The organism is Paracoccus fontiphilus (genome assembly GCF_017356265.1).
Classification (GTDB): Bacteria; Pseudomonadota; Alphaproteobacteria; order Rhodobacterales; family Rhodobacteraceae; genus Paracoccus; species Paracoccus fontiphilus.
In genome coordinates this window covers 15,817-36,471 of record NZ_JAFNAW010000028.1, presented here as the reverse complement: position 1 = coordinate 36,471, position 20,655 = coordinate 15,817, and the positions used below count along the sequence as shown (strand labels likewise).

General features: G+C 65.3%; 28 protein-coding genes. 25 read left to right on the top strand and 3 right to left on the bottom strand.

Features of this window, described 5'->3' with window-relative positions:
• Positions 1-13: 13 nt before the first annotated feature.
• The 7 genes from rpsN (at position 14) to J0F76_RS11330 (ending at position 3,372) form a co-directional block, all read left to right on the top strand.
• A complete protein-coding gene (rpsN, locus tag J0F76_RS11360) occupies positions 14-319 on the top strand; it encodes a 30S ribosomal protein S14 (protein WP_207469484.1) in 306 nt (101 codons plus the stop codon).
• 9 nt (positions 320-328) lie between these two features.
• A complete protein-coding gene (rpsH, locus tag J0F76_RS11355) occupies positions 329-727 on the top strand; it encodes a 30S ribosomal protein S8 (protein WP_207469478.1) in 399 nt (132 codons plus the stop codon).
• A gap of 12 nt (positions 728-739) precedes the next feature.
• Positions 740-1,273 carry a 50S ribosomal protein L6 gene (rplF, locus tag J0F76_RS11350; RefSeq protein ID WP_207469475.1) on the top strand — a complete coding sequence of 178 codons (534 nt, stop codon included), beginning with the start codon at positions 740-742 and terminating at the stop codon, positions 1,271-1,273.
• 12 nt (positions 1,274-1,285) lie between these two features.
• Positions 1,286-1,645 carry a 50S ribosomal protein L18 gene (rplR, locus tag J0F76_RS11345; protein ID WP_207469473.1) on the top strand — a complete coding sequence of 120 codons (360 nt, stop codon included), beginning with the start codon at positions 1,286-1,288 and terminating at the stop codon, positions 1,643-1,645.
• Between the two features lie 110 nt (positions 1,646-1,755).
• Entirely contained in the window at positions 1,756-2,325 is a 570-nt protein-coding gene (gene rpsE / locus J0F76_RS11340; RefSeq protein WP_154763368.1) for a 30S ribosomal protein S5, read from the top strand.
• 12 nt (positions 2,326-2,337) lie between these two features.
• Positions 2,338-2,523 (top strand): 50S ribosomal protein L30, encoded by a 186-nt coding sequence (gene rpmD / locus J0F76_RS11335; RefSeq protein WP_207101248.1) that lies wholly within the window; start codon positions 2,338-2,340, stop codon positions 2,521-2,523.
• 138 nt (positions 2,524-2,661) lie between these two features.
• On the top strand, positions 2,662-3,372 hold the full coding sequence (locus J0F76_RS11330) for a hypothetical protein (RefSeq protein ID WP_207469471.1): 711 nt from the start codon (positions 2,662-2,664) through the stop codon (positions 3,370-3,372).
• A 2-nt stretch (positions 3,373-3,374) separates the two neighbouring features.
• On the opposite strand, the gene J0F76_RS11325 is transcribed toward J0F76_RS11330, so the two are convergent.
• Positions 3,375-3,983, bottom strand: coding sequence for a hypothetical protein (locus J0F76_RS11325; protein ID WP_207469469.1), 609 nt, complete (start codon positions 3,981-3,983; stop codon positions 3,375-3,377).
• Positions 3,984-4,199: 216 nt separating this feature from the next.
• Between J0F76_RS11325 and rplO the strand changes: the two genes are divergently transcribed.
• The 7 genes from rplO to rplQ all read left to right on the top strand — a co-directional run bounded on the left by rplO (position 4,200) and on the right by rplQ (position 9,448).
• Entirely contained in the window at positions 4,200-4,679 is a 480-nt protein-coding gene (gene rplO / locus J0F76_RS11320) for a 50S ribosomal protein L15 (protein WP_207469467.1), read from the top strand.
• 108 nt (positions 4,680-4,787) lie between these two features.
• Positions 4,788-6,158 carry a preprotein translocase subunit SecY gene (gene secY / locus J0F76_RS11315; protein ID WP_207469466.1) on the top strand — a complete coding sequence of 457 codons (1,371 nt, stop codon included), beginning with the start codon at positions 4,788-4,790 and terminating at the stop codon, positions 6,156-6,158.
• A gap of 34 nt (positions 6,159-6,192) precedes the next feature.
• Positions 6,193-6,864, top strand: coding sequence for an adenylate kinase (locus J0F76_RS11310; RefSeq protein WP_207469464.1), 672 nt, complete (start codon positions 6,193-6,195; stop codon positions 6,862-6,864).
• A gap of 153 nt (positions 6,865-7,017) precedes the next feature.
• Positions 7,018-7,386, top strand: coding sequence for a 30S ribosomal protein S13 (gene rpsM, locus J0F76_RS11305; RefSeq protein WP_207469462.1), 369 nt, complete (start codon positions 7,018-7,020; stop codon positions 7,384-7,386).
• A 12-nt stretch (positions 7,387-7,398) separates the two neighbouring features.
• Complete coding sequence (gene rpsK, locus J0F76_RS11300) at positions 7,399-7,788, top strand: 30S ribosomal protein S11 (RefSeq protein ID WP_089386342.1); 390 nt, start codon at positions 7,399-7,401, stop codon at positions 7,786-7,788.
• A gap of 115 nt (positions 7,789-7,903) precedes the next feature.
• On the top strand, positions 7,904-8,920 hold the full coding sequence (locus tag J0F76_RS11295; RefSeq protein WP_207469454.1) for a DNA-directed RNA polymerase subunit alpha: 1,017 nt from the start codon (positions 7,904-7,906) through the stop codon (positions 8,918-8,920).
• A 108-nt stretch (positions 8,921-9,028) separates the two neighbouring features.
• Positions 9,029-9,448, top strand: coding sequence for a 50S ribosomal protein L17 (gene rplQ, locus J0F76_RS11290; RefSeq protein WP_207469452.1), 420 nt, complete (start codon positions 9,029-9,031; stop codon positions 9,446-9,448).
• A 21-nt stretch (positions 9,449-9,469) separates the two neighbouring features.
• On the opposite strand, the gene J0F76_RS11285 is transcribed toward rplQ, so the two are convergent.
• Positions 9,470-9,664, bottom strand: a complete 195-nt coding sequence (locus tag J0F76_RS11285; protein ID WP_207469451.1) for a hypothetical protein — start codon at positions 9,662-9,664, stop codon at positions 9,470-9,472.
• Positions 9,665-9,761: 97 nt separating this feature from the next.
• Between J0F76_RS11285 and J0F76_RS11280 the strand changes: the two genes are divergently transcribed.
• The 11 genes from J0F76_RS11280 to J0F76_RS11230 all read left to right on the top strand — a co-directional run bounded on the left by J0F76_RS11280 (position 9,762) and on the right by J0F76_RS11230 (position 20,010).
• Positions 9,762-10,373 carry a helix-turn-helix transcriptional regulator gene (locus J0F76_RS11280; RefSeq protein ID WP_207469448.1) on the top strand — a complete coding sequence of 204 codons (612 nt, stop codon included), beginning with the start codon at positions 9,762-9,764 and terminating at the stop codon, positions 10,371-10,373.
• 64 nt (positions 10,374-10,437) lie between these two features.
• A complete protein-coding gene (locus tag J0F76_RS11275) occupies positions 10,438-11,028 on the top strand; it encodes an acyl-homoserine-lactone synthase (protein WP_207469446.1) in 591 nt (196 codons plus the stop codon).
• 48 nt (positions 11,029-11,076) lie between these two features.
• Entirely contained in the window at positions 11,077-12,393 is a 1,317-nt protein-coding gene (locus tag J0F76_RS11270) for a replication-associated recombination protein A (RefSeq protein ID WP_207469444.1), read from the top strand.
• A gap of 31 nt (positions 12,394-12,424) precedes the next feature.
• Positions 12,425-12,790: a fluoride efflux transporter CrcB gene (crcB, locus tag J0F76_RS11265; RefSeq protein WP_207469441.1), complete on the top strand. Its 366-nt coding sequence runs from the start codon at positions 12,425-12,427 to the stop codon at positions 12,788-12,790.
• On the top strand, positions 12,787-13,848 hold the full coding sequence (locus J0F76_RS11260) for an RluA family pseudouridine synthase (protein ID WP_207469439.1): 1,062 nt from the start codon (positions 12,787-12,789) through the stop codon (positions 13,846-13,848). Before crcB ends, J0F76_RS11260 begins: the two co-directional genes overlap by 4 nt.
• On the top strand, positions 13,845-14,501 hold the full coding sequence (locus J0F76_RS11255; RefSeq protein ID WP_207469437.1) for an HAD-IA family hydrolase: 657 nt from the start codon (positions 13,845-13,847) through the stop codon (positions 14,499-14,501). The genes J0F76_RS11260 and J0F76_RS11255 overlap by 4 nt, the downstream gene beginning before the upstream one ends.
• Positions 14,498-15,211, top strand: coding sequence for an ATP12 family chaperone protein (locus J0F76_RS11250; protein ID WP_207469429.1), 714 nt, complete (start codon positions 14,498-14,500; stop codon positions 15,209-15,211). Before J0F76_RS11255 ends, J0F76_RS11250 begins: the two co-directional genes overlap by 4 nt.
• 168 nt (positions 15,212-15,379) lie before the next feature.
• The gene (locus J0F76_RS11245; RefSeq protein WP_207469427.1) at positions 15,380-16,396 is read left to right on the top strand and encodes an amino acid ABC transporter substrate-binding protein; all 1,017 of its coding nucleotides are present in this window, start codon (positions 15,380-15,382) and stop codon (positions 16,394-16,396) included.
• 102 nt (positions 16,397-16,498) lie between these two features.
• Complete coding sequence (locus J0F76_RS11240; RefSeq protein ID WP_207469426.1) at positions 16,499-17,755, top strand: amino acid ABC transporter permease; 1,257 nt, start codon at positions 16,499-16,501, stop codon at positions 17,753-17,755.
• Between the two features lies 1 nt (position 17,756).
• On the top strand, positions 17,757-19,211 hold the full coding sequence (locus J0F76_RS11235; RefSeq protein ID WP_207469424.1) for an amino acid ABC transporter permease: 1,455 nt from the start codon (positions 17,757-17,759) through the stop codon (positions 19,209-19,211).
• A gap of 10 nt (positions 19,212-19,221) precedes the next feature.
• A complete protein-coding gene (locus tag J0F76_RS11230; protein WP_207469422.1) occupies positions 19,222-20,010 on the top strand; it encodes an amino acid ABC transporter ATP-binding protein in 789 nt (262 codons plus the stop codon).
• Positions 20,011-20,136: 126 nt separating this feature from the next.
• On the opposite strand, the gene J0F76_RS11225 is transcribed toward J0F76_RS11230, so the two are convergent.
• Positions 20,137-20,655, bottom strand: coding sequence for a SixA phosphatase family protein (locus J0F76_RS11225; RefSeq protein ID WP_207469414.1), 519 nt, complete (start codon positions 20,653-20,655; stop codon positions 20,137-20,139).

Here is a 20,655-nt window from a genome sequence, read left to right as displayed (position 1 = left end):
GGAGGTAAGAGATATGGCAAAGAAATCCATGGTCGAGCGCGAAAAGAAGCGCGAGCGTCTGGTCGCGAAATTCGCCTCCAAGCGCGCCTCCCTCAAGGAGGTCATCAACGACCAGTCCCGTCCGATGGAAGAGCGGTTCAAGGCTTCGCTGAAGCTGGCCGAACTGCCGCGCAATTCGTCGGAAACGCGTCTGCACAACCGGTGCCAACTGACCGGCCGTCCGCACGCGTATTACCGCAAACTGAAACTGTCGCGGATCATGCTGCGCGAGCTCGGCTCGAACGGTCAGATCCCCGGTCTCGTCAAGTCCAGCTGGTAAGGGGGCAACATGTCGATGAACGATCCTCTCGGCGATATGCTGACCCGCATCCGCAATGCGCAGATGCGTGGCAAATCGACCGTGCGCACCCCGGCCTCCAAGCTGCGCGCTTGGGTTCTGGACGTGCTGAAAGCCGAAGGTTACATCCGCGGCTATGAAGAAGTGACCACCGATGCCGGCCATTCCGAGCTGGAAATCGGCCTGAAGTACCACGACGGCGCCCCGGTCATCCGGGAATTGTCGCGTGTCTCGAAGCCTGGCCGCCGCGTTTACGCCGGCGCCAAGGAAATCCCGCAGGTCCGCCAGGGTCTGGGCGTGTCCATCGTCTCGACCCCCAAGGGCGTCATGTCGGATGCAGCGGCTCGCAATGCCAATGTCGGCGGCGAAGTCCTCTGCACCGTGTTCTAAGGAGGGCAGCAGATGTCTCGGATTGGTAAGAAGCCGGTCGCTCTGCCCAAGGGCGTGACGGCCGAGATCAAGGGTCAGACCATTGAGGTGAAGGGGCCGAAAGGCACCCGCAGCTTCACGGCGACCGATGACGTGGATCTGGTACTGGACGAAGGTTCGGTGGCGGTGAAGCCGCGCGGCACCTCGAAGCGGGCCCGCCAGCAGTGGGGCATGACCCGCTCGATGGTGGAGAACCTGACGGTCGGCGTGTCGGAAGGCTTCAAGAAAGAGCTGGAAATCCAGGGCGTGGGTTACCGCGCCACGATGCAGGGCAAGACCCTGAAGCTGGCTCTTGGCTATTCGCACGACGTGAACTTCGAAACGCCGGAAGGCGTGACGATCACGGCGCCGAAGCAGACCGAAATCGTTGTGGAAGGCATCGACCAGCAGCTTGTTGGTCAGGTGGCCGCGAACATTCGCGAGTGGCGCAAGCCCGAGCCCTACAAGGGCAAGGGGATCCGCTACAAGGGCGAGTTCGTCTTCCGCAAGGAAGGCAAGAAGAAGTAAGGGGCGCATGAAATGGCACTGAAAAAGCAAGAGCTGTTCCAGAAGCGCCGCCTGCGCGTTCGGAACAAACTGCGGGCGATGTCGAACGGCCGTCCGCGGATGTCCGTCCACCGTTCGTCGAAGAACATCTCGGTCCAGGTCATCGACGACCTGAACGGCGTGACTCTGGCTTCCGCCAGCACGCTGGAGAAGGACTTCGGCCTGGTCGGCAAGAACAACGTCGAGGCCGCCGCCAAGATCGGCGCGGCCATCGCCGAGCGTGCGAAGGCTGCGGGCGTCGAGGAAGTCGTCTTCGACCGCGGCGGCTTCATCTTCCACGGCAAGGTGAAGGCCCTGGCCGACGCCGCCCGTGAAGGTGGCCTGAAGTTCTGATCCTGCGGGTGGCGTTTGCGCCGCCCCGATGATCCGGGGGCGTCCTTCGGGGCGCCCACCTGGATTGACACAACCGGCGCCATTGCGCGCCACCTGCAAAGGAATGCCATATGGCAGAACGTGATAACCGCCGGGGCGGCCGCCGCGAAGAGCGCGAGGAAAACCCGGAATTCCAGGATCGCCTTGTCGCGATCAACCGTGTGTCGAAGACCGTCAAGGGTGGCAAGCGCTTCGGCTTTGCAGCCCTGGTCGTCGTCGGCGACCAGCGTGGCCGCGTGGGCTTCGGCAAGGGCAAGGCCAAGGAAGTGCCGGAAGCAATCCGCAAGGCGACCGAACAGGCGAAACGTTCGCTGGTCCGCGTCCCGCTGCGTGACGGCCGCACCCTGCACCACGACATCGAAGGCCGTCATGGCGCCGGCAAGGTGATCATGCGCACCGCGGTTCCCGGCACCGGGATCATCGCCGGTGGTCCGATGCGCGCCGTGTTCGAGATGCTGGGTGTCCAAGACGTTGTCGCGAAGTCGCAGGGGTCGCAGAACCCCTACAACATGATCCGTGCGACGCTGGACGGCCTGAAGAAGGAAGCCAGTCCCCGTTCGGTCGCGCAGCGTCGCGGCAAGAAGGTGGCTGACATCCTGCCGCAGGACAACAAGCCGGCTGCCGAGCCGGTCGAAGCGTAAGGAGACAGGCGCATGGCAACCATCGTCGTCAAGCAGATCGGCAGCCCGATCCGCCGCCCCGCCATCCAGCGCGAGACGCTGAAGGGCCTGGGCCTCAACAAGATGAACCGCACGCGCGAGTTGCAGGACACCCCCGCGATCCGCGGCATGGTCGCCAAGATCCCGCATCTGGTGACGATCATCGAAGAAAAGGCGTAATCCGCAAGGAGCGCCACGGAATGACGCCCTGGAGAAATCCGGGGCGTTTTCCTTTGCCGGCCTGTCTGCCGTTAACCTTATCCTAACCTTTGGCCCCCTAGGATCGGACTTGGCAGGGACCGGACAGGGACAACCCGAGTGACGCGCGTTTTAGGTGGCTGCATCCTGTGGCTTCTTCTTGCGGGGACGGGCCATGCCGGCCCCTGGCCCCGAGAGGCCGGGCACTCGTTCATGTCGCTGTCGGGTGAACGCGACGACGCGGGCAACTCCTACACCGGGCTTTATGCGGAATACGGGCTGAGCCGCCGCCGGACGCTGGGGCTGGAAGTCAGCCATACCAATGTCGGCGAAACCAGCGCCATGCTGTGGTACCAGAAGTCGCTGGACGGGGGCGAGGGGCCGAACAAGCTGGCTTATTCGATGGGTATCGGCGCCATTCGCCGGGATGGAGAGCTTTTGCCGCTCAGCCAGGTGGCGCTGATGTGGGGGCGCGGCTTCTCCGGTCCGTGGGACGGGGGGTGGCTGACCGCCGAGGCACGGCTGAAGATCGCGGGCAAGACCGAGGAAGTGACCGTCCGCGAGGGCCTGACCAGCATCGAGTACGCCTATCTGACGCCCGAAATCGTTTCCAAGCTGGACCTGACCGTGGGGTTGCGTGTCACGCCCGACTGGGCGGTGGTGAACCAGCTTCGGCTGGAGGCGCCAAAGGATGACGACTTCTCGGCCAAGCTTGCTTCGTCGGTGGTCTATGACCTGTCGGGGCCCGCGCGGCTGGAGATCGGCTTTGTCGCGCCCTTGACGGGCCCGGCCGAGCCCGCGGTCAGGATCGGCACCTGGTTGGAGTTCTGAGCCTATTCGCTGCAGGCATAGACCGCGCCGCCCACGGCCACGACGGATACGGCAGCCCCGGCCACGATCGCGGGCGAGGCGGCCATGGCTGCCGCCGCGCCGCCGATGGATGACAGCGCGCCGGTGATATGGCCCTGCGATCCGCTGAGGATCACGGCGCCCGATCCGTCGGGCAGGGCGCGCGCGCCTTTGACCGCGCCCCGTGCGGCGGCCCCGGTAATGGCGACTGCCGCGTTCCTCGTCTGGTTCACGCGCCGGCAGACGGTCCCGGCGGGGGCCTCGCACCGGCCATAGGCGTCGCGCCGGCCCAAGTCATAGCCGATGATCGAATCGCTGGCCTTGTCGTGGCGCAGGCAGAAGGGGCCTCGTTCCTCGTCCGTCAGGTCGGGCGTCAGGCTGCGCAGCACCACATAGCTGGGGCAGGTGTCCCGCCCCCAGGATGTGAAGAGGATCTCGCGCCGGCTGAAATGGTCGCGCAGGCCGGGCTCTTCCTTGTCATAGCCCAGGGGCACATCCCGCCCGTTGATCCGGGCGGTGCAAAGCGTCGGTTCGGCAAGCGATAGGGAAGGGGCGAGGACAAAGGCGGCAAGCAGGGGAATGAGGCGGGTCATGTCAATGGTCCGGGGTTGATGCGGCCCGTGATAGGGCGGCGGCGGGGAACCGCAACTCACATCCGCTTGTCCGTCCGGGCCAAGGCGGGACTTGCCCCGGCGATGCGTTGCGTTTATACGCCCTGCCGGGTGCCGCTGGGCACCGATTCACGAAACAGACATGCCGTGTCCGTCCCGTTTTCGCTTCGGGGGCGCGTCCGGCTTAGGAGAAGCGACATGAAACTGCATGAAATCCGCGACAACGAAGGCGCGAACCGCAAGAAAAAGCGCGTGGCGCGTGGTCCCGGTTCCGGCAAGGGCAAGACCGCCGGCCGTGGTATCAAGGGCCAGAAGTCGCGTTCGGGCGTTGCGCTGAACGGCTATGAAGGTGGCCAGATGCCGCTGTACCGCCGCCTGCCGAAGCGCGGCTTCACGGCGCCGAACGCCAAGTCCTTCGCGGTGGTCAACCTGGGCCAGATCCAGAGCTTCATCGACGCCGGCAAGATCGACGCCTCGGCCGAACTGACCGAGGACGCCCTGGTCGCCTCGGGCCTGGTGCGCCGCAAGCTGGACGGCATCCGTCTGCTGGGCAAGGGCGAGCTGACGTCCGCCGTGACCATCGCCGTGACCGGCGCGTCGAAGTCGGCGGTCGAGGCGGTCGAAAAGGCGGGCGGCAAGGTGTCGCTGCCGGTCGCGGCTGAGTCGGCGGCGGAATAAGCTGTTGAACGGGGCCTTCTTGCCCCATAGATAGCGAGCAGGTTTTCCTGGCGCCGCCGGTCCCCGGAAACGGGTCGGCGGCGCTGTCATGACACGGGACGGAAACACATGGCGTCAGCCGCAGAACAGATGGCCGCGAACCTTTCATGGAGCGCATTCGGCAAGGCCACGGAACTTCGCCAGCGCATCTGGTTCACGATCGGGCTGCTGATCATCTATCGGCTTGGCACCTACATCCCGGTGCCGGGCATCGACGGCGCGGCGCTGCGCAACTTCATGGATCAGGCGCAATCGGGCATCGGCGGCATCCTGTCGATGTTCACCGGCGGCGCGCTTGGCCGAATGGGCGTCTTCGCGCTAGGCATCATGCCCTATATCTCGGCCTCGATCATCGTGCAGTTGCTCACCTCCATGGTGCCCTCGCTGGAGCACCTGAAGAAGGAAGGCGAGCAGGGGCGCAAGAAGATCAACCAGTACACGCGCTACGGCACCGTGGCGCTGGCGCTGTTCCAGGCCTACGGTCTGGCCAAGTCGCTGGAGGCGGGTGGTCTGGCGCATGATCCGGGCCTGTTCTTCCAGGCCTCCGTGATCATCACTCTGGTCGGCGGCACCATGTTCCTGATGTGGCTGGGCGAGCAGATTACCGCGCGCGGCATCGGCAACGGCATCTCCCTGATCATCTTCGTGGGCATCGTGGCAGAGATTCCGGCGGCGCTGGCCAACTTCTTTGCCCAGGGCCGGTCGGGCGCCATCTCGACCCCGGTGATCCTGGGCGTGATCGTGATGGTCGTGGCCGTGATTGCTTTTGTCGTGTTCATGGAGCGCGCGCTGCGCAAGATCCGCATCCAGTATCCCCGGCGCCAGGTTGGCATGAAGATCTATGACGGCCAGTCGTCGCACCTGCCGATCAAGGTCAACCCGGCAGGCGTCATCCCGGCGATCTTCGCGTCGTCGCTGCTGCTGCTGCCGATCACGATCTCGACCTTCTCGGGCAACCAGACGGGGCCGATCATGTCCACGATCCTGGCCTATTTCGGGCCGGGCCAGCCGCTTTACCTGGTCTTCTTCGCGGGCATGATTGTCTTCTTTGCCTATTTCTACACCCACAACGTCAGCTTCAAGTCGGACGACGTGGCCGAGAACCTGAAGAACCAGGGCGGCTTCATTCCCGGCATCCGCCCCGGCAAGCGGACCGAGGAATACCTGGATTATGTCGTCAACCGCGTGCTGGTGATCGGCGCCGCCTACCTTGCGGCCGTCTGCCTGCTGCCCGAGATCATCCGCCACCAGTGGTCGGTGCCCTTCTACTTCGGCGGAACCTCGGTCCTGATCGTCGTGTCGGTCACGATGGACACCATCAACCAGGTGCAAAGCCACCTTCTGGCCCATCAGTACGAAGGCCTGATTGAGAAATCCCAGTTGCGTGGTAAACGCAAAGAGGGAAGCGCAAAGCCGCGCCGCGCACCGTCGCGCCGCTAACGGCCGCAAGGCTGACGAGGGGGACAGACCTTAGATGACGATCAATATCATTCTGCTGGGGCCGCCGGGTGCCGGCAAGGGAACGCAGGCCCGCAAGCTGGTCGAGGAGCGCGGCCTGGTGCAACTGTCCACCGGCGACATGCTGCGGGCGGCGCGGTCCTCGGGGACCGAGATGGGCAAGCGCGTGGCCGAGGTCATGGACCGGGGCCAGCTTGTCACCGATGAGATCGTCATCGGTCTGATCCGCGAGAAGCTGTCCGAAGGCGGCAACGGCTTCATCTTCGACGGCTTCCCGCGCACGCTGGCCCAGGCTGACGCGCTGGGGCAGTTGCTGGACGAGACCGGCATGGTCCTGGATGCCGTGGTCGAGATGCAGGTGGACGACCAGGCCTTGGTGCGCCGCATCACCGGCCGCTACACCTGCGGCAATTGCGGCGAGGTTTACCACGACGACACCAAGCCGACCGCCAAGCCGGGCGTCTGCGATGTCTGCGGATCGACCGACCTGAAGCGCCGGGCCGACGACAACGAGGACAGCCTGAGGACGCGGCTGCTGGAATACTACAAGAAGACCTCTCCGCTGATCGGCTATTATTACGCCAAGGGGAAGCTTTCGCCCGTGGACGGCCTGGCCGACATGGACCAGGTTTCCGGCCAGATTGCAGCTGTCCTGCCTGTGTCAAGTGAAATCATCACAAGCACTTGACGCGCGAGGCAGCCGCTTATAAATCACGGCATCTCGCAAGAGAATCACCCCTCGCGGGTGGATCATTCATCGGCCCGAAGGCATGGCTTTCGGGCCTTACGTTGTGAAAAAAGGTTCCGGCGCTACGGAACCGCAACCGATAAAGGAAAACGCGTGGCTCGTATTGCTGGCGTCAACATTCCGACCGGGAAACGCGTCCCGATCGCCCTGACCTATATCCACGGCATCGGTCCGATGTATGCCGAACAGATCTGCGAAGCCGTCGGCATCGACCGCGCGCGTCGTGTCAACGACCTGTCGGATGCCGAAGTTCTGCAGATCCGCGAATATATCGACGCCAACCTGTCCGTCGAAGGCGACCTGCGCCGCGAAACCCAGATGAACATCAAACGGATGATGGACCTGGGCTCGTATCGCGGCCTGCGCCACCGTCGCGGCCTGCCGGTCCGCGGTCAGCGCACCCACACCAATGCCCGCACCCGCAAAGGTCCGGCGAAACCCATCGCTGGCAAGAAGAAATAAGGGGTAAAGGATATGGCACGCGATAAAACCCGCATGAAGCGTAAAGAGCGCAAGAACATCGCCACCGGCGTTGCGCATGTGAACTCCAGCTTCAACAACACCAAGATCCTGATCTCGGACGTGCAGGGCAATGCGATCTCGTGGTCGTCGGCCGGCACCATGGGCTTCAAGGGCTCGCGCAAGTCGACCCCCTACGCCGCGCAGATGGCCGCCGAAGACGCGGGCCGCAAGGCGCAGGAACACGGCGTCCGCACGCTGGAAGTCGAAGTCCAAGGCCCCGGATCGGGCCGCGAATCGGCGCTGCGCGCGCTGGCCTCGGTCGGCTTCAACATCACGGCGATCCGCGACGTGACCCCGATCGCGCATAACGGCTGCCGCCCTCCGAAGCGTCGCCGCGTCTGATTTCAGATGACCCTTGCCCGGACCGCGCCTTGTTGCGCGGTTCGGTCTTTACGTTTTCAACCTCGGGCGTTTCCGGCCACGGACATGGGGCGGGGACAAGAATGGAGGCAAACGCATGATCCACAAGAATTGGGCCGAGCTGATCAAGCCGACGCAGCTGGTCGTCAAGCCGGGCGCGGATGCCACCCGCACCGCCACGCTGGTCGCCGAGCCGCTGGAGCGCGGCTTCGGCCTGACGCTGGGCAACGCGCTGCGCCGCGTGCTGCTGTCGTCGCTGCAGGGCGGGGCGATCACCTCGGTCCAGATCGACAACGTCCTGCACGAGTTCAGCAGCGTCGCCGGCGTCCGTGAGGACGTGACCGACATCGTGCTGAACCTCAAGGGCGTGACGCTGAAGATGGACGTGGAAGGGCCCAAGCGCCTGACCCTGTCCGCCACCGGACCGGGCGAGGTCAAGGCCAGCGCCATCCAGGAAACCGCCGGCATCACCGTCCTGAACCGTGACCACGTGATCTGCCACCTGGACGAGGGTGCGGATCTGAACATGGAACTGACGGTGCAGACCGGCAAGGGCTATGTCGCCGCCGACAAGAACCGTCCCGAGGATGCGCCCATCGGCCTGATCCCGATCGACGCCATCTTCTCGCCCGTGAAGCGGGTCAGCTATGAAGTCACGCCCACCCGAGAGGGGCAGGTGCTGGACTATGACAAGCTGACGATGAAGATCGAGACGGACGGGTCGCTGACCCCGGAAGACGCGGTGGCCTATGCCGCGCGCATCGTCCAGGACCAGCTGTCGGTCTTCGTCAACTTCGACGAGCCGGAATCGGCCAACCGCCAGGACGCCGAGGACGGGCTGGAATTCGATCCGCGCCTGCTGAAGAAGGTGGACGAGCTGGAACTGTCGGTCCGTTCGGCCAACTGCCTGAAGAACGACAACATCGTCTATATCGGCGACCTGATCCAGAAAACCGAAGCCGAGATGCTGCGCACCCCGAACTTCGGCCGCAAGTCGCTGAACGAGATCAAGGAAGTCCTGTCCGGCATGGGCCTGCACCTGGGCATGGACGTTGTCGACTGGCCGCCGGAGAACATCGAGGATCTGGCCAAGCGTTTCGACGACCAGTTCTGAGTTTCGGCGGGGGCCCCGGCCCCCGCCAACCGGGCATTCCGCCCCAAGGAGAGCGGCCCGCACGCATGGGCTGCCGGACAAAGCAAAAGACGTTAACGGAGAATCATCATGCGTCATGCCCGTGGCTATCGCCGCCTCAACCGCACCCACGAACACCGCAAGGCGCTGTTCGCCAACATGGCCGGCTCGCTGATCGAGCACGAGCAGATCAAGACGACCCTGCCCAAGGCCAAGGAACTGCGCCCGATCATCGAGAAGCTGATCACGCTGGCCAAACGCGGTGACCTGCACGCCCGCCGTCAGGCTGCCGCCCAGCTGAAGCAGGACCAGCACGTCGCCAAGCTGTTCGAGATCCTGGGCGCCCGCTACAAGGACCGCCAGGGCGGCTATGCCCGCGTGCTGAAGGCCGGCTTCCGTTATGGCGACATGGCGCCCATGGCGATCATCGAACTGGTCGACCGCGATGTCTCGGCCAAGGGTGCCGCCGATCGCGCCCGCATTGAGGCCGAAGCGGCCGAAGCCGAATAATAATTCGGTCCGGTTTTCGAATCACACGCCCCGCAGCTGTTCAGGCTGCGGGGCGTTTTTCATGGCACTGCGACAAATCGCGCAGGTTTCCGGCAAGGCCGTGAATTGAAGCAAGGCTTGCGCAACCTCGTTTCTTTCGTCTGCCGACAGCGGCAGTGCCAGCAATTGCTCGCAAAGTTCGGGTGGCAAGGCAAAGATGCCGCTTGAAGGCCGCATCGGCGGGCTCTCCCATCCCATTAATGATATGGCAAGAAATATCCGTCACTACTAGAATGTCCGTTGACGATACTGAACGCAATTTGTCTAAAAAGTCATGTCATCACGCGCAGATATCAATGCAGGGTTGCGGAAACTGGCGAAACTCGCCCCGGCTGGCTATTTCGTCGGCCTGCATATCCGCTTCGCCGCCCCCCTCATGCAGTTCCAGACCTATGCCGAGGAATGGTCGGATTTCTATTCCCAGAACGGCTACGCCTTGCGCGATCCGACGATCGCCTGGGGCTTTTCGACGACCGGCGCCTGCCGCTGGTCCAGCCTGCCGATTCCGGACCCGTTCAACATCCTCAAGGAGGCCGCGAACCACGGCCTGACCTTCGGGCTGACGGTGTCCTGCGGCCCGATCAATTCACGCACCATCGCCAGCTTCGCGCGCGATGACCGCGAGTTCACGGAAGACGAGATCGCCGAGATCTCGACCACGGTACGTCGGCTTCACGATTCCACGGAGCCGCCGGCGAGCCTGACAAAGGCTCAGAAAGAAGCCCTTCGTTGCGTCGCGGAGGGCGATCGTCATGCGGCAGCGGCAGCCAAACTTGGCATTACCGAAAGCGCGTTCAAGGCAAGGCTGATTTCGGTCCGCGAAAGGCTGAAGGCACGCACCACCGCCGAGGCGCTGCAAAGGGCCAAGGAATACCGCCTGCTATAGGCCATCGCCCAGGGGAGCCGCGGTGCGGGGAGGGGCAATCCCCCACACCCCAGGAGTTATGACCATGCAGACGACCACGCTTTCCTTTTCGAACCTCCACAACCACGGCGAACTGTTCGCCAAGCTGTTCCGCGCCCGCAAGCAGAGCTTCATCGTCCAGAAGAACTGGGACCTGCCCGAGGCCGAGGACATGGAGTTCGACCAGTACGATACTCCGCAAAGCCGCTGGGTCGCCGTGCACGACAAGGGCGAGGTCCTGGCGGGCTTCCGCCTGACGCCCACCACGGCCCGCTGCGGCATCTACAGCTACATGATCCGCGATGCGCAGAAGGGCATCCTCGGCGGCTCGATCCCGCAGGATCTGCTGTATGGAGAGGCGCCGGTCGACGATCAGGTCTGGGAATGCTCTCGCGTGTTCGTCAGCCACGACATCCCGCAGATGTACCGCCGCAAGGTCCACTTCAAGATGGTCGAGGCCATGACCGGGTCCGCCCGTGACCTGGGCGCCATGCGCCTGATCGCGCTGACCGGCGCGTCCTGGCCGCGCTGGTACGGCCGCTGCGGGCTGGAAGCCGAGGCGATCGGCCGCGTCATGTGGATCGACGACGCCAACTTCCAGTGCGTTTCGATCAACCTGACCGCCAAGATGCACTAAAGCCGGGGGCTGTTCGCAGCCCCAAGGCCGCCCTACATTGGTTGCATCATGCCCGACCTGTTCGACGCCAGCACCTTTTCCGATCCACCGCCGTCCCCGGCGGTGCGACCCTTGGCCGACCGCATTCGCCCGGTGCGCATGGGCGACGTGATCGGCCAGGAGAAGGTGCTTGGCCCGGACGGGCCGCTGGGCTCGATGCTGGCGGGGGGCAGCCTGTCATCCCTGATCCTCTGGGGGCCGCCGGGCGTCGGCAAGACGACGATCGCGCGGCTTCTGGCGGATCAGACCAACCTGGCCTTTGTGCAGATCAGCGCCATCTTCTCGGGCGTGCCGGAACTGCGCAAGGTCTTCGAGACCGCGAGGATGAGACGCGGGCAGGGGCGCGGCACGCTGCTGTTCGTGGACGAGATCCACCGCTTCAACAAGGCGCAGCAGGACAGCTTCCTGCCCTACATGGAGGACGGGACGATCCTTCTGGTCGGTGCGACGACCGAGAACCCGTCCTTCGAGCTGAATGCCGCGCTGATGTCGCGGGCTCAGGTCATCGTGCTGGAGCGCCTGTCGCTGCGCGACCTGGAACTGCTGGCGCAGCGGGCGGAACGCGAACTGGGCCGCAAGCTGCCGCTGGCGCCCGAGGCGCGGGATGCGCTGCTGGAGATGGCGGACGGCGACGGCCGAGCCGCCCTGAACCTGATCGAGCAGGTGGCGGCCTGGAAGATCGACAAGCCGCTGGACCAGCCTGCCATGGCGCAGCGGCTGATGCGGCGCGCCGCGAAATACGACAAGTCGGGCGACGAGCACTACAACCTGATCTCGGCCCTGCACAAATCGGTGCGCGGCAGCGATCCCGACGCCGCGCTTTACTGGCTGTCGCGGATACTGGAAGGGGGCGAGGACCCCCGCTACCTCGCGCGCCGCATCACCCGCATGGCGATCGAGGACATCGGTCTGGCCGACCCTGCCGCCGCGCGCCATTGCCTGGATGCCTGGGCGATGTACGAACGCCTCGGCAGTCCCGAGGGGGAACTGGCCCTGGCGCAGGCGGTCATCTATCTGGCCCTGGCGCCGAAGTCGAACGCGGGCTACGTCGCCTACAAGGCCGCACGGGCCGAGGCGCGGCGCACGGGCAGCCTGATGCCGCCCGCCCATATCCTGAACGCGCCGACGCAGATGATGAAGGACCAGGGCTATGGCGCGGGCTATGCCTATGACCACGACGCCGAGGACGCCTTCAGCGGCCAGAACTATTTCCCCGACGGCATGAAGCGGCCGGTGCTGTACACGCCCGTGGAACGCGGCTTCGAACGCGAGTTGAAGAAGCGGCTCGACTGGTTCGTGTCGCAGCGGTTGAGGCGCGGCGGTTGACTTTGCGCGCGCCCCGGCACAGGACCAGCCGATGATGAATCCATATCTTCAGGTCGCCATCGGCGGGGCCATCGGATCGGCGGCACGCCTTGGCATCTATCGCGCGATCCCGGCGCAGGGTTTTCCGCTGGCGACGTTCCTGGTGAACGTGGCGGGCAGTCTGGCCATGGGCCTGCTCGCGGCGCTGCTGGCGCAGCGTGGCGGGAACTGGGCACCCCTGCTGCTGACCGGGTTGCTGGGCGGCTTCACGACCTTTTCCGCCTTTTCGCTGGACGCGCTTACATTGTGGGACCGGGGGCAAGGGTTCCTGGCGGCGATCTATGTCGCGGGATCGGTGCTGCTGTCGCTGGCGGCGGTATGCGTCGGCATGGCTGTCGGACGGGGGATTTTCGCATGAGCGGCGTTCAAACCATCCGCGTCGGCGGGGACGAGGGCGAACAGCGGCTCGACCGCTGGCTGAGGAAGAAGTTTCCCCAGCTTGGCCAGATCGCGATCGAGAAGCTGTGCCGCACCGGCCAGATCCGCGTCGATGGCGGGCGGGTGAAGCCCGCGACCCGGATCGAGACGGGGCAAGAGGTTCGCATCCCGCCCCTGCCCGACGCCGCCCCGGTTGCGGCGCGGGCCAAGGACCGGCCCCTTGGTCCCCGCGTGTCCGAAAGCGACCAGCAGATGATCCAAGGGGCCGTGCTGTGGAAGGACGAGCATATCATCGCCCTGAACAAGCCGCCGGGCCTGCCGTCCCAGGGCGGCAGCGGTCAGGGAGAGCGGCACGTGGACGGGCTGACCACCGCATTGATGTTCGGATACAAGGACCGGCCCAAGCTGGTGCACCGGCTGGACAAGGACACCTCGGGCGTTCTTCTGCTGGCCCGCACCGACCGCGTGGCGCGCGCGCTGTCCGAGGCCTTCCGGGCGCGGACCACGCGCAAGATCTACTGGGCCGCCGTTGCGGGCGTTCCGAACCCCCGCATGGGCACCGTCCGCTTCGGCCTGGTGAAGGCGCCCGGCCACGGCCGGGGCGGCGAGGGCGAGAAGATGATCGCCGTTCACCCCCGCGACATCGACAAGACCGAAGGCGCCAAGCGCGCGACCACCGACTATGCCGTGCTTGATGCGCTTGGCACGCGGGCAAGCTGGTGCGCCCTAGTGCCGATCACGGGGCGGACGCACCAGTTGCGCGCGCATATGGCGGAACTGGGCCACCCCATCGTGGGCGACGGCAAATACGGCGGCTCGGGGCAGGAGAACCTGGGCGACGGGTGGGGCGCGCAGCTTGGGGGCGAGATCAGCCGCAAGCTGCACCTGCACGCCCGCAGCCTGTCCTTCGATCATCCCATCACGAAAAAGCGCATCACCCTGACGGCGCCCCTGCCGGACCACATGGCACGGACCTGGAAAACGCTCGGCTGGCACGAGAACGACGTGCCGGACGACCCCTTCGCGGATGTCGAATGAGGCTGGTGGTCTTTGACGTCGATGGCACGCTGATCGACAGCCAGCACCATATCGTCGGCGCCATGACGACCGCCTTCCACAAGGCCGGTCTGGACCCGCTTCCACGCGAGGCGGTCCTGCGGATCGTCGGGCTTTCGCTGCCCGTCGCGGTGGCGGAACTGACCGTCGGGCATGGCGCGGCCGTGCAGGCGCGAATCGTCGAGGAGTATCGCGACGCCTTCATGCAGGCGCGGCTGGTCCAGGCCGCGCCGCTTTACCCCGGGGCGCTGGATTGCCTAGACGGTCTGGCGGGTCGCGACGATGTCCTGCTGGCGCTTGCAACCGGCAAGTCCCGGCGCGGGGTTGCGGCGATGATCGCGGCCCATGGGCTGGAAGGGCGTTTTGCCAGCGTCCAGACGGCGGACGATCATCCCTCGAAGCCGCACCCGGCGATGCTGCTGGCAGCGGCGGCGGACACCGGCATCGACCCCGCCGATGCGGTCATGGTCGGCGATACCAGCTTTGACATGGACATGGCGAAGGCGGCAGGCATGGCGGCGTTCGGGGTCCGCTGGGGCTATCACGCGCCGGACGCGTTGACCGCTTCCGGCGCGGCGCTTGTCGCGGCGGATTTCGCGGATCTGGGCCAGGCACTGGAAAGGTGGGCGGCATGACGGAATGGAAGGCGCGGCGGTTCTGGAAGGCCTCGGGGGTGCGGCCGTCGTCGGACGGGTTCGAGGTCCTGCTGGACGATCGCCCCCTGCGCACCCCCGGCAAGCTGCCGCTGCTTTTGCCGACACAGGCGCTTGCGGATGCGGTGGCAGGGGAATGGGATTCGCAGGCCGACGTGATCGAGCCCCACACGATGCCGCTGACCCGTGCGGCCAATTCGGCGGTGGAAAAGGTCGCTCCTCAGTTTGCCGCGGTGACGGCCATGCTTGCCGAATACGGCGGCACCGATCTTTTGTCCTATCGGGCCGACCAGCCGGCCGAACTTGCCCGCCGACAGGCCGAATCCTGGGACCCGCTGATCGACTGGGCGGCCACCGACCTGCGCGCGCCCCTGCGCATCACCCATGGCGTGATTCCGGTCGAACAGGATGCGCTGTCGCTGTCGCGCCTGCATCGGCATCTTGCGGCGCTTGACGTGTTTGGCGTGACGGCGCTGCACGATCTCGTGACGCTGCCCGGATCGCTGATCCTGGGGCTGGCGGTGATACGCGGCAGGATCGACGCGGAAACCGCCTTCAGGCTGTCCCGCATCGACGAGGATTTCCAGGCTGAACGCTGGGGCCAGGACGACGAGGCGCAGGGTGCCGCCGAAAGTCGCAGGCAGGCGATGCTGGTCGCAGAACGGTTGTGGCACTTGTCGCGCCAGGATTGAAACTGCCCTTGCCGTGGGCGGCGTCCTTGACGCACCGGGAAGGATCGGCACTATGTTGCCTATGGGATGGCCGTTCAGGGCGTCCAGGGGACAAGTCCGGTCACCAAGGACCGGACGCTGCCGGTCGGACCTGGACCCGCGCCGGTGGCAGCCAACAAAGGGGTAGAGATGAAGACTTCGGTATTTCTGGGCTCCGTCGCCGCCGCGACGCTGATGGCGGGTGCAGGGGCGGCCGACACGCTGGCCGATGTGAAGGCGCGCGGTGAACTGAACTGCGGCGTCAACACCGGCCTCGTCGGTTTTGCGGCACCCGATGCGAACGGCAACTGGACGGGCTTCGACGTCGACATCTGCAAGGCTGTCGCCGCTGCGGTCCTGGGCGATCCGTCCAAGGTGAAGTATGTCCCGACCACCGGCCAGACGCGCTTCACGGCCCTGTCCTCGGGCGAGGTGGATGTTCTGGCGCGGAACTCGACCTGGACGTTTTCGCGCGACACCGACCTGAAGCTGGATTTCATCGGCGTCAACTACTATGACGGCCAGGGCTTCATGGTCCGCAAGGACCTGGGCGTGACCTCGGCCAAGGAACTGGACGGCGCGACGATCTGCATCCAGACCGGCACCACGACCGAACTGAACCTCGCGGACTACTTCAAGGCCAACAACATGGCCTACCAGCCCGTCAACATCGACAGCAATGCCGAGGGCGAACAGCAGTACATGGCGGGCGCCTGCGACGCCTACACCACCGACGCGTCCGGCCTTGCCGCGACCCGCGCCGCCTTCGCCGACCCGGAAAACCACATCATCCTGCCCGAGATCATCTCGAAGGAACCGCTCGGCCCGGCCGTGCGCCACGGCGACAACCTTTGGGGCGATATCGTCCGCTGGACGCTCTACGCGCTGATCGCGGCCGAGGAATACGGCGTCACCTCGAAGAACATCGAGGAACTGACCAAGTCCTCGCAGAACCCCGAGGTCCAGCGCCTTCTGGGCGTGACGGACGACCTGGGCGCGATGATCGGCCTGGACAAGGACTGGGCCAAGCGCGCGATCCTTGCCAGCGGCAACTATGGCGAGATCTTCGCGGCCAATATCGGCGAACAGACCCCGATCGGCCTGGCGCGCGGCCTGAATGCCCAGTGGACCCAGGGCGGTCTGATGTATGCGATGCCCTTCCGCTGAGGCATCGCCGCGGGGGGCGCCGACGCGCCCCCTTTTGCATGACACGACCGGTCGCGAAAAGCGCTGCCAGGAAAAGGCAAGATCGGCTGCAGGGGTGGAAGAATGACGGATGTTACGGCATCGGCGAACCCGCCGTTCCGACCGGGCATGCTGATCCATGATCGGCGCTATCGGTCGATGACCTTCCAGGTGATCGTGTTCATCCTTGTGATGGCCTTGCTGTGGTGGCTGGTCAGCAACACGGTCCGCAACCTTGACGCCCTGGGCAAGGACTTCAACTTCGGCTTCCTGTGGCAGCGCGCCGGATACGACATCCCGCAAACGCCGATCCCCTATACCTCCAGCGACACGCATTTCCGCGCGGCCGTGGTCGGGCTTCTGAACACGCTGATCGTGTCGATCCTGGGCTGCATCGCGGCGACGGTCGTGGGCATCGTCGCGGGCGTGGCCCGGCTGTCGCGGAACTGGCTGATCGCCCGGCTGATGACCGTCTATGTCGAGGCGTTCCGCAACGTGCCCCTGTTGCTGTGGATTCTGATCGTCTTCGCGATTTTCACCGAGATCATGCCGCCGCCCAACGCGTTCCGGGGCGACAATGCCACGGCCGGCATGATCCTGTTCGACAATGTCGCGCTGACGAACCGCTATACGGCCATCCCGACCCTGGCGATGGCGAACGATCCGGGCAGTCTGGATCTGGGCGCGCGGATCACCTTCAACTGGGCCACCATCGCCTTCGTCGTGGTCCTGGTCGGCGGCTGGTTCGTGCGCCGCATGATCGGCGCATGGGCGCAGCGCGTGCAGGACCAGACCGGCAGCCGCCCGACCACCTGGTGGATGAGCCTTGCGGTCATGACCCTGCCGTCGCTGCTGCTGATCTGGTATTTCGGGCTGTCCCTGGTGCCGCCGACGCTGAAGGGCTTCAACTTCACGGGCGGGATCAATGTCCAGAACGGCCTCGTGGCGCTGTGGCTGGCCCTGACGCTTTACACCGGAGCCTTCATCGCCGAGATCGTGCGCGCCGGTATCCTGGCCATCAGCCGCGGCCAGTCCGAGGCCGCCTTCGCCCTGGGCCTGCGCCCCGGCCGCACCATGTCACTGGTGATCCTGCCCCAGGCCCTGCGCGTCATCATCCCGCCGCTGATCTCGCAATACCTGAACCTGACCAAGAACAGTTCGCTGGCGATCGCCGTGGGCTACATGGACATCAAGGGCACGCTGGGCGGCACCACGCTGAACCAGACGGGGCGGGAACTCGAGGCGATCCTGCTGATGATGGGCGTCTATCTGGTGCTCAGCCTGATCATCTCGGGGGGCATGAACCTGTTCAACGCCCGCGTGAAGTTGAAGGAGCGGTGAGATGAGCGAGACCCATGCCCAGACCGTTCCCTTCGTGCGCGACACCATGCTGCCCCCGGCCGACCCCCCGGTGCGCGAGGCCGGGACTGTCCGCTGGCTGCGCCAGAACCTGTTCTCGGGGCCGCTGAACACAGTGCTGACCGTGCTGGGCGTCCTGATCGTCTGGTTCCTGGTCAGCCATTTCTGGGACTGGTTCGCCCATTCCGTCTGGAACGCGGGCAGTCTGGCCGAATGCCGCCGGATCATCGCCGAAACCTGGGGCGAGGGCGCGCGCGGCGCCTGCTGGGCCGTGATCCGGGAGCGTTGGAACCAGTACGTCTTCGGCTTCTACCCGGTCGAGCTTTACTGGCGCCCGACCATGACCTTCGGCCTGCTGTTCGTGGCCCTGGCGCCGGTGCTGTTTTCGGAATCCGCGGCGATCCGGCGCGTGGTGCTGGGCATCGCGACCGTGCTGACGCTGTGGCTGATGGTGACGCTGAACGCGCCTGCCCTGTGGCTGGTCTTTGCCGCCGCCGTGCTGATCGGCGCGCTGCTGATCTCGGAACGCCGTCCCGCGTGGCTGCTGGTGTTTTCGGTGCTTTATCCGCTGATGGGGGTCTGGTTCCTGTGGGGCGGTTCGGCCTGGGGGCCGGCCATGGTGTTGGTCGGGCCGGCGCTGGGCTGGCTTGCCTGGCGGCTGGTCGGCCGCGTCTCGGGCCTGCTTGCGACCGTGGCGGCCCTGGTCGTGCCGCTGGTCTGGTGGACCCTTTTCGCGGGCGATGCGGCGCGCGACGCGGAAAGCCTGGTGTCGCTGTCGATCCCGGCGGTCGCATCCGACCGCTTTGGCGGCTTCCTGCTGTCGATCACCATCGGCGTGTCGGGCATCGCCATGTCGCTGCCGCTGGGCATCGTCCTGGCGCTTGCGCGACGGTCCGACATGGTCCTGGTCAAGACGCTGGCCGTGATGTTCATCGAGTTCATCCGGGGCGTGCCGCTGATCGCGCTGCTGTTCGTGGCCTCGTTGCTGCTGAACTATTTCCTGCCGCCGGGCACCACCTTCGACATCATCCTGCGCGTCATCATCATGGTCACGCTGTTTTCCGCCGCCTACATGGCCGAGGTGATCCGGGGCGGGTTGGCGGCCCTGCCGCGCGGCCAGTACGAGGCGGCGGACGCGCTGGGCCTGGACTACTGGAAGGCGCAGCGGCTGATCGTGCTGCCGCAGGCGCTGAAGATTTCGATTCCGGGCATCGTGTCGACCTTCATCGGCATGTTCAAGGACACCACGCTGGTGACCTTCGTGGGGCTCTACGATCCGCTGAAATCCATGTCCGACGCGGTGCGCGCCAGCACCTCGTGGAAGGGCATCTACTGGGAGCCGTATATCTTCGTCGGCTTCATCTTCTTTCTGATCTGCTTCGGCATGTCGCGATATTCGATGTATCTCGAGCGCCGGTTGGCACGCGACCACAGGTAGGAACCGCCCCATGAGCGAAGACATCACCCGCAAGATCGACCGCAGCCACATGCAGGTCAGCGACGAGGTCGCCATCGACATCCGCAACATGAACAAGTGGTACGGCAATTTCCACGTGCTGCGCGACATCGACCTGACCGTCCACAAGGGCGAACGCATCGTCATCGCCGGGCCGTCGGGGTCGGGCAAGTCCACCCTGATCCGCTGCATCAACCGCCTTGAGGAGCATCAGTCCGGCCATATCGTCGTGGACGGGATCGAGCTGACCAACGACATCAAGAACATCGACAAGGTGCGGTCCGAAGTCGGCATGGTGTTCCAGCACTTCAACCTGTTCCCGCACCTGACCGTGCTGGAGAACTGCACCCTGGCCCCGATCTGGGTGCGCAAGGTGCCGCGGAAGCAGGCCGAGGCGACGGCGATGAAATACCTGGAAAAGGTCAAGATCCCCGATCAGGCGCACAAGTATCCGGGCCAGTTGTCGGGCGGACAACAGCAGCGCGTGGCGATCGCCCGATCTCTCTGTATGCAGCCCAAGATCATGCTGTTCGACGAACCGACCTCGGCGCTTGACCCCGAGATGATCAAGGAGGTTCTGGACACGATGATCCAGCTGGCCGAGGAGGGGATGACGATGATCTGCGTCACGCACGAGATGGGCTTTGCCCAGGCCGTCGCCAACCGGGTGATCTTCATGGACCAGGGCCAGATCGTCGAGCAGAACGAGCCGCGCGAGTTCTTCAACAATCCCCGGTCCGAACGGACCAAGCTGTTCCTGAGCCAGATCCTGGGGCATTAGGCTGCAAGGCCGGGGGCGCTTCGCCCCCCGCTCGGGCCTGCCGGCCCCTTCCTCGCTGAAAAAGGTCCACTGGACCTTTTTCCGGGCGCTCGAAAGCCCCCGCGGATATTCGGTCCAAGATGAAGCTCAGGTCCGCCCGTCAAGGCGCACGAAATCCATGACGCTGCCCTGGCCGGGTTCGACCTGGCTCCAGTCGTCCACCTGGAAATCGACAACAAGGGTCGCGCCCGTGGGATAGCGCCGGAAGTCCGGGTCCAAGGGCAGCCGCGCGGGCAGAAGCGCCGCGAATTCCGAGATGCCGGGGTTGTGGCCCAGCATCATCACCGTCGGATAGGTGGCGGTCTTCAGGATCGACAGCATCTTTTCCGGCCCGGCATGGTAGAGGCCCGGCTCGATCCGGACGATGGGGCGCACTTCCAACGCGGCGCCTGCGACCATCGCCCAGGTTTCCTGCGTCCGGGCGGAGGACGAGCACAGCACCTCCTCGGGCTCGTAGCCGCGCGAGGCCAACCAGTCACCAAGCGCGCGGGCCGAACGGCGGCCCCGCTCGTTCAGCGGGCGGTCATGGTCGGGCAGGCCCGGATCATCCCAGGCCGACTTGGCGTGGCGCGTCAGGATCAGCCGTCGATGTCCAAGCGGTGTCAT

Coding starts and splice junctions, on each gene's coding strand:
- J0F76_RS11225 (WP_207469414.1), bottom strand. CDS start 20,655: ATGACACCGCTTGGACATCGACGGCTGATCCTGACGCGCCACGCCAAG.
- rplF (WP_207469475.1), top strand. CDS start 740: ATGTCTCGGATTGGTAAGAAGCCGGTCGCTCTGCCCAAGGGCGTGACG.
- J0F76_RS11240 (WP_207469426.1), top strand. CDS start 16,499: ATGACGGATGTTACGGCATCGGCGAACCCGCCGTTCCGACCGGGCATG.
- J0F76_RS11270 (WP_207469444.1), top strand. CDS start 11,077: ATGCCCGACCTGTTCGACGCCAGCACCTTTTCCGATCCACCGCCGTCC.
- J0F76_RS11260 (WP_207469439.1), top strand. CDS start 12,787: ATGAGCGGCGTTCAAACCATCCGCGTCGGCGGGGACGAGGGCGAACAG.
- J0F76_RS11230 (WP_207469422.1), top strand. CDS start 19,222: ATGAGCGAAGACATCACCCGCAAGATCGACCGCAGCCACATGCAGGTC.
- J0F76_RS11285 (WP_207469451.1), bottom strand. CDS start 9,664: ATGCGGCCTTCAAGCGGCATCTTTGCCTTGCCACCCGAACTTTGCGAG.
- J0F76_RS11245 (WP_207469427.1), top strand. CDS start 15,380: ATGAAGACTTCGGTATTTCTGGGCTCCGTCGCCGCCGCGACGCTGATG.
- rpsK (WP_089386342.1), top strand. CDS start 7,399: ATGGCACGCGATAAAACCCGCATGAAGCGTAAAGAGCGCAAGAACATC.
- J0F76_RS11235 (WP_207469424.1), top strand. CDS start 17,757: ATGAGCGAGACCCATGCCCAGACCGTTCCCTTCGTGCGCGACACCATG.
- J0F76_RS11255 (WP_207469437.1), top strand. CDS start 13,845: ATGAGGCTGGTGGTCTTTGACGTCGATGGCACGCTGATCGACAGCCAG.
- J0F76_RS11325 (WP_207469469.1), bottom strand. CDS start 3,983: ATGACCCGCCTCATTCCCCTGCTTGCCGCCTTTGTCCTCGCCCCTTCC.
- rplO (WP_207469467.1), top strand. CDS start 4,200: ATGAAACTGCATGAAATCCGCGACAACGAAGGCGCGAACCGCAAGAAA.
- rplR (WP_207469473.1), top strand. CDS start 1,286: ATGGCACTGAAAAAGCAAGAGCTGTTCCAGAAGCGCCGCCTGCGCGTT.
- rpmD (WP_207101248.1), top strand. CDS start 2,338: ATGGCAACCATCGTCGTCAAGCAGATCGGCAGCCCGATCCGCCGCCCC.
- J0F76_RS11280 (WP_207469448.1), top strand. CDS start 9,762: ATGTCATCACGCGCAGATATCAATGCAGGGTTGCGGAAACTGGCGAAA.
- rpsH (WP_207469478.1), top strand. CDS start 329: ATGTCGATGAACGATCCTCTCGGCGATATGCTGACCCGCATCCGCAAT.
- rpsN (WP_207469484.1), top strand. CDS start 14: ATGGCAAAGAAATCCATGGTCGAGCGCGAAAAGAAGCGCGAGCGTCTG.
- J0F76_RS11295 (WP_207469454.1), top strand. CDS start 7,904: ATGATCCACAAGAATTGGGCCGAGCTGATCAAGCCGACGCAGCTGGTC.
- rplQ (WP_207469452.1), top strand. CDS start 9,029: ATGCGTCATGCCCGTGGCTATCGCCGCCTCAACCGCACCCACGAACAC.
- J0F76_RS11250 (WP_207469429.1), top strand. CDS start 14,498: ATGACGGAATGGAAGGCGCGGCGGTTCTGGAAGGCCTCGGGGGTGCGG.
- crcB (WP_207469441.1), top strand. CDS start 12,425: ATGATGAATCCATATCTTCAGGTCGCCATCGGCGGGGCCATCGGATCG.
- rpsE (WP_154763368.1), top strand. CDS start 1,756: ATGGCAGAACGTGATAACCGCCGGGGCGGCCGCCGCGAAGAGCGCGAG.
- J0F76_RS11310 (WP_207469464.1), top strand. CDS start 6,193: ATGACGATCAATATCATTCTGCTGGGGCCGCCGGGTGCCGGCAAGGGA.
- secY (WP_207469466.1), top strand. CDS start 4,788: ATGGCGTCAGCCGCAGAACAGATGGCCGCGAACCTTTCATGGAGCGCA.
- J0F76_RS11275 (WP_207469446.1), top strand. CDS start 10,438: ATGCAGACGACCACGCTTTCCTTTTCGAACCTCCACAACCACGGCGAA.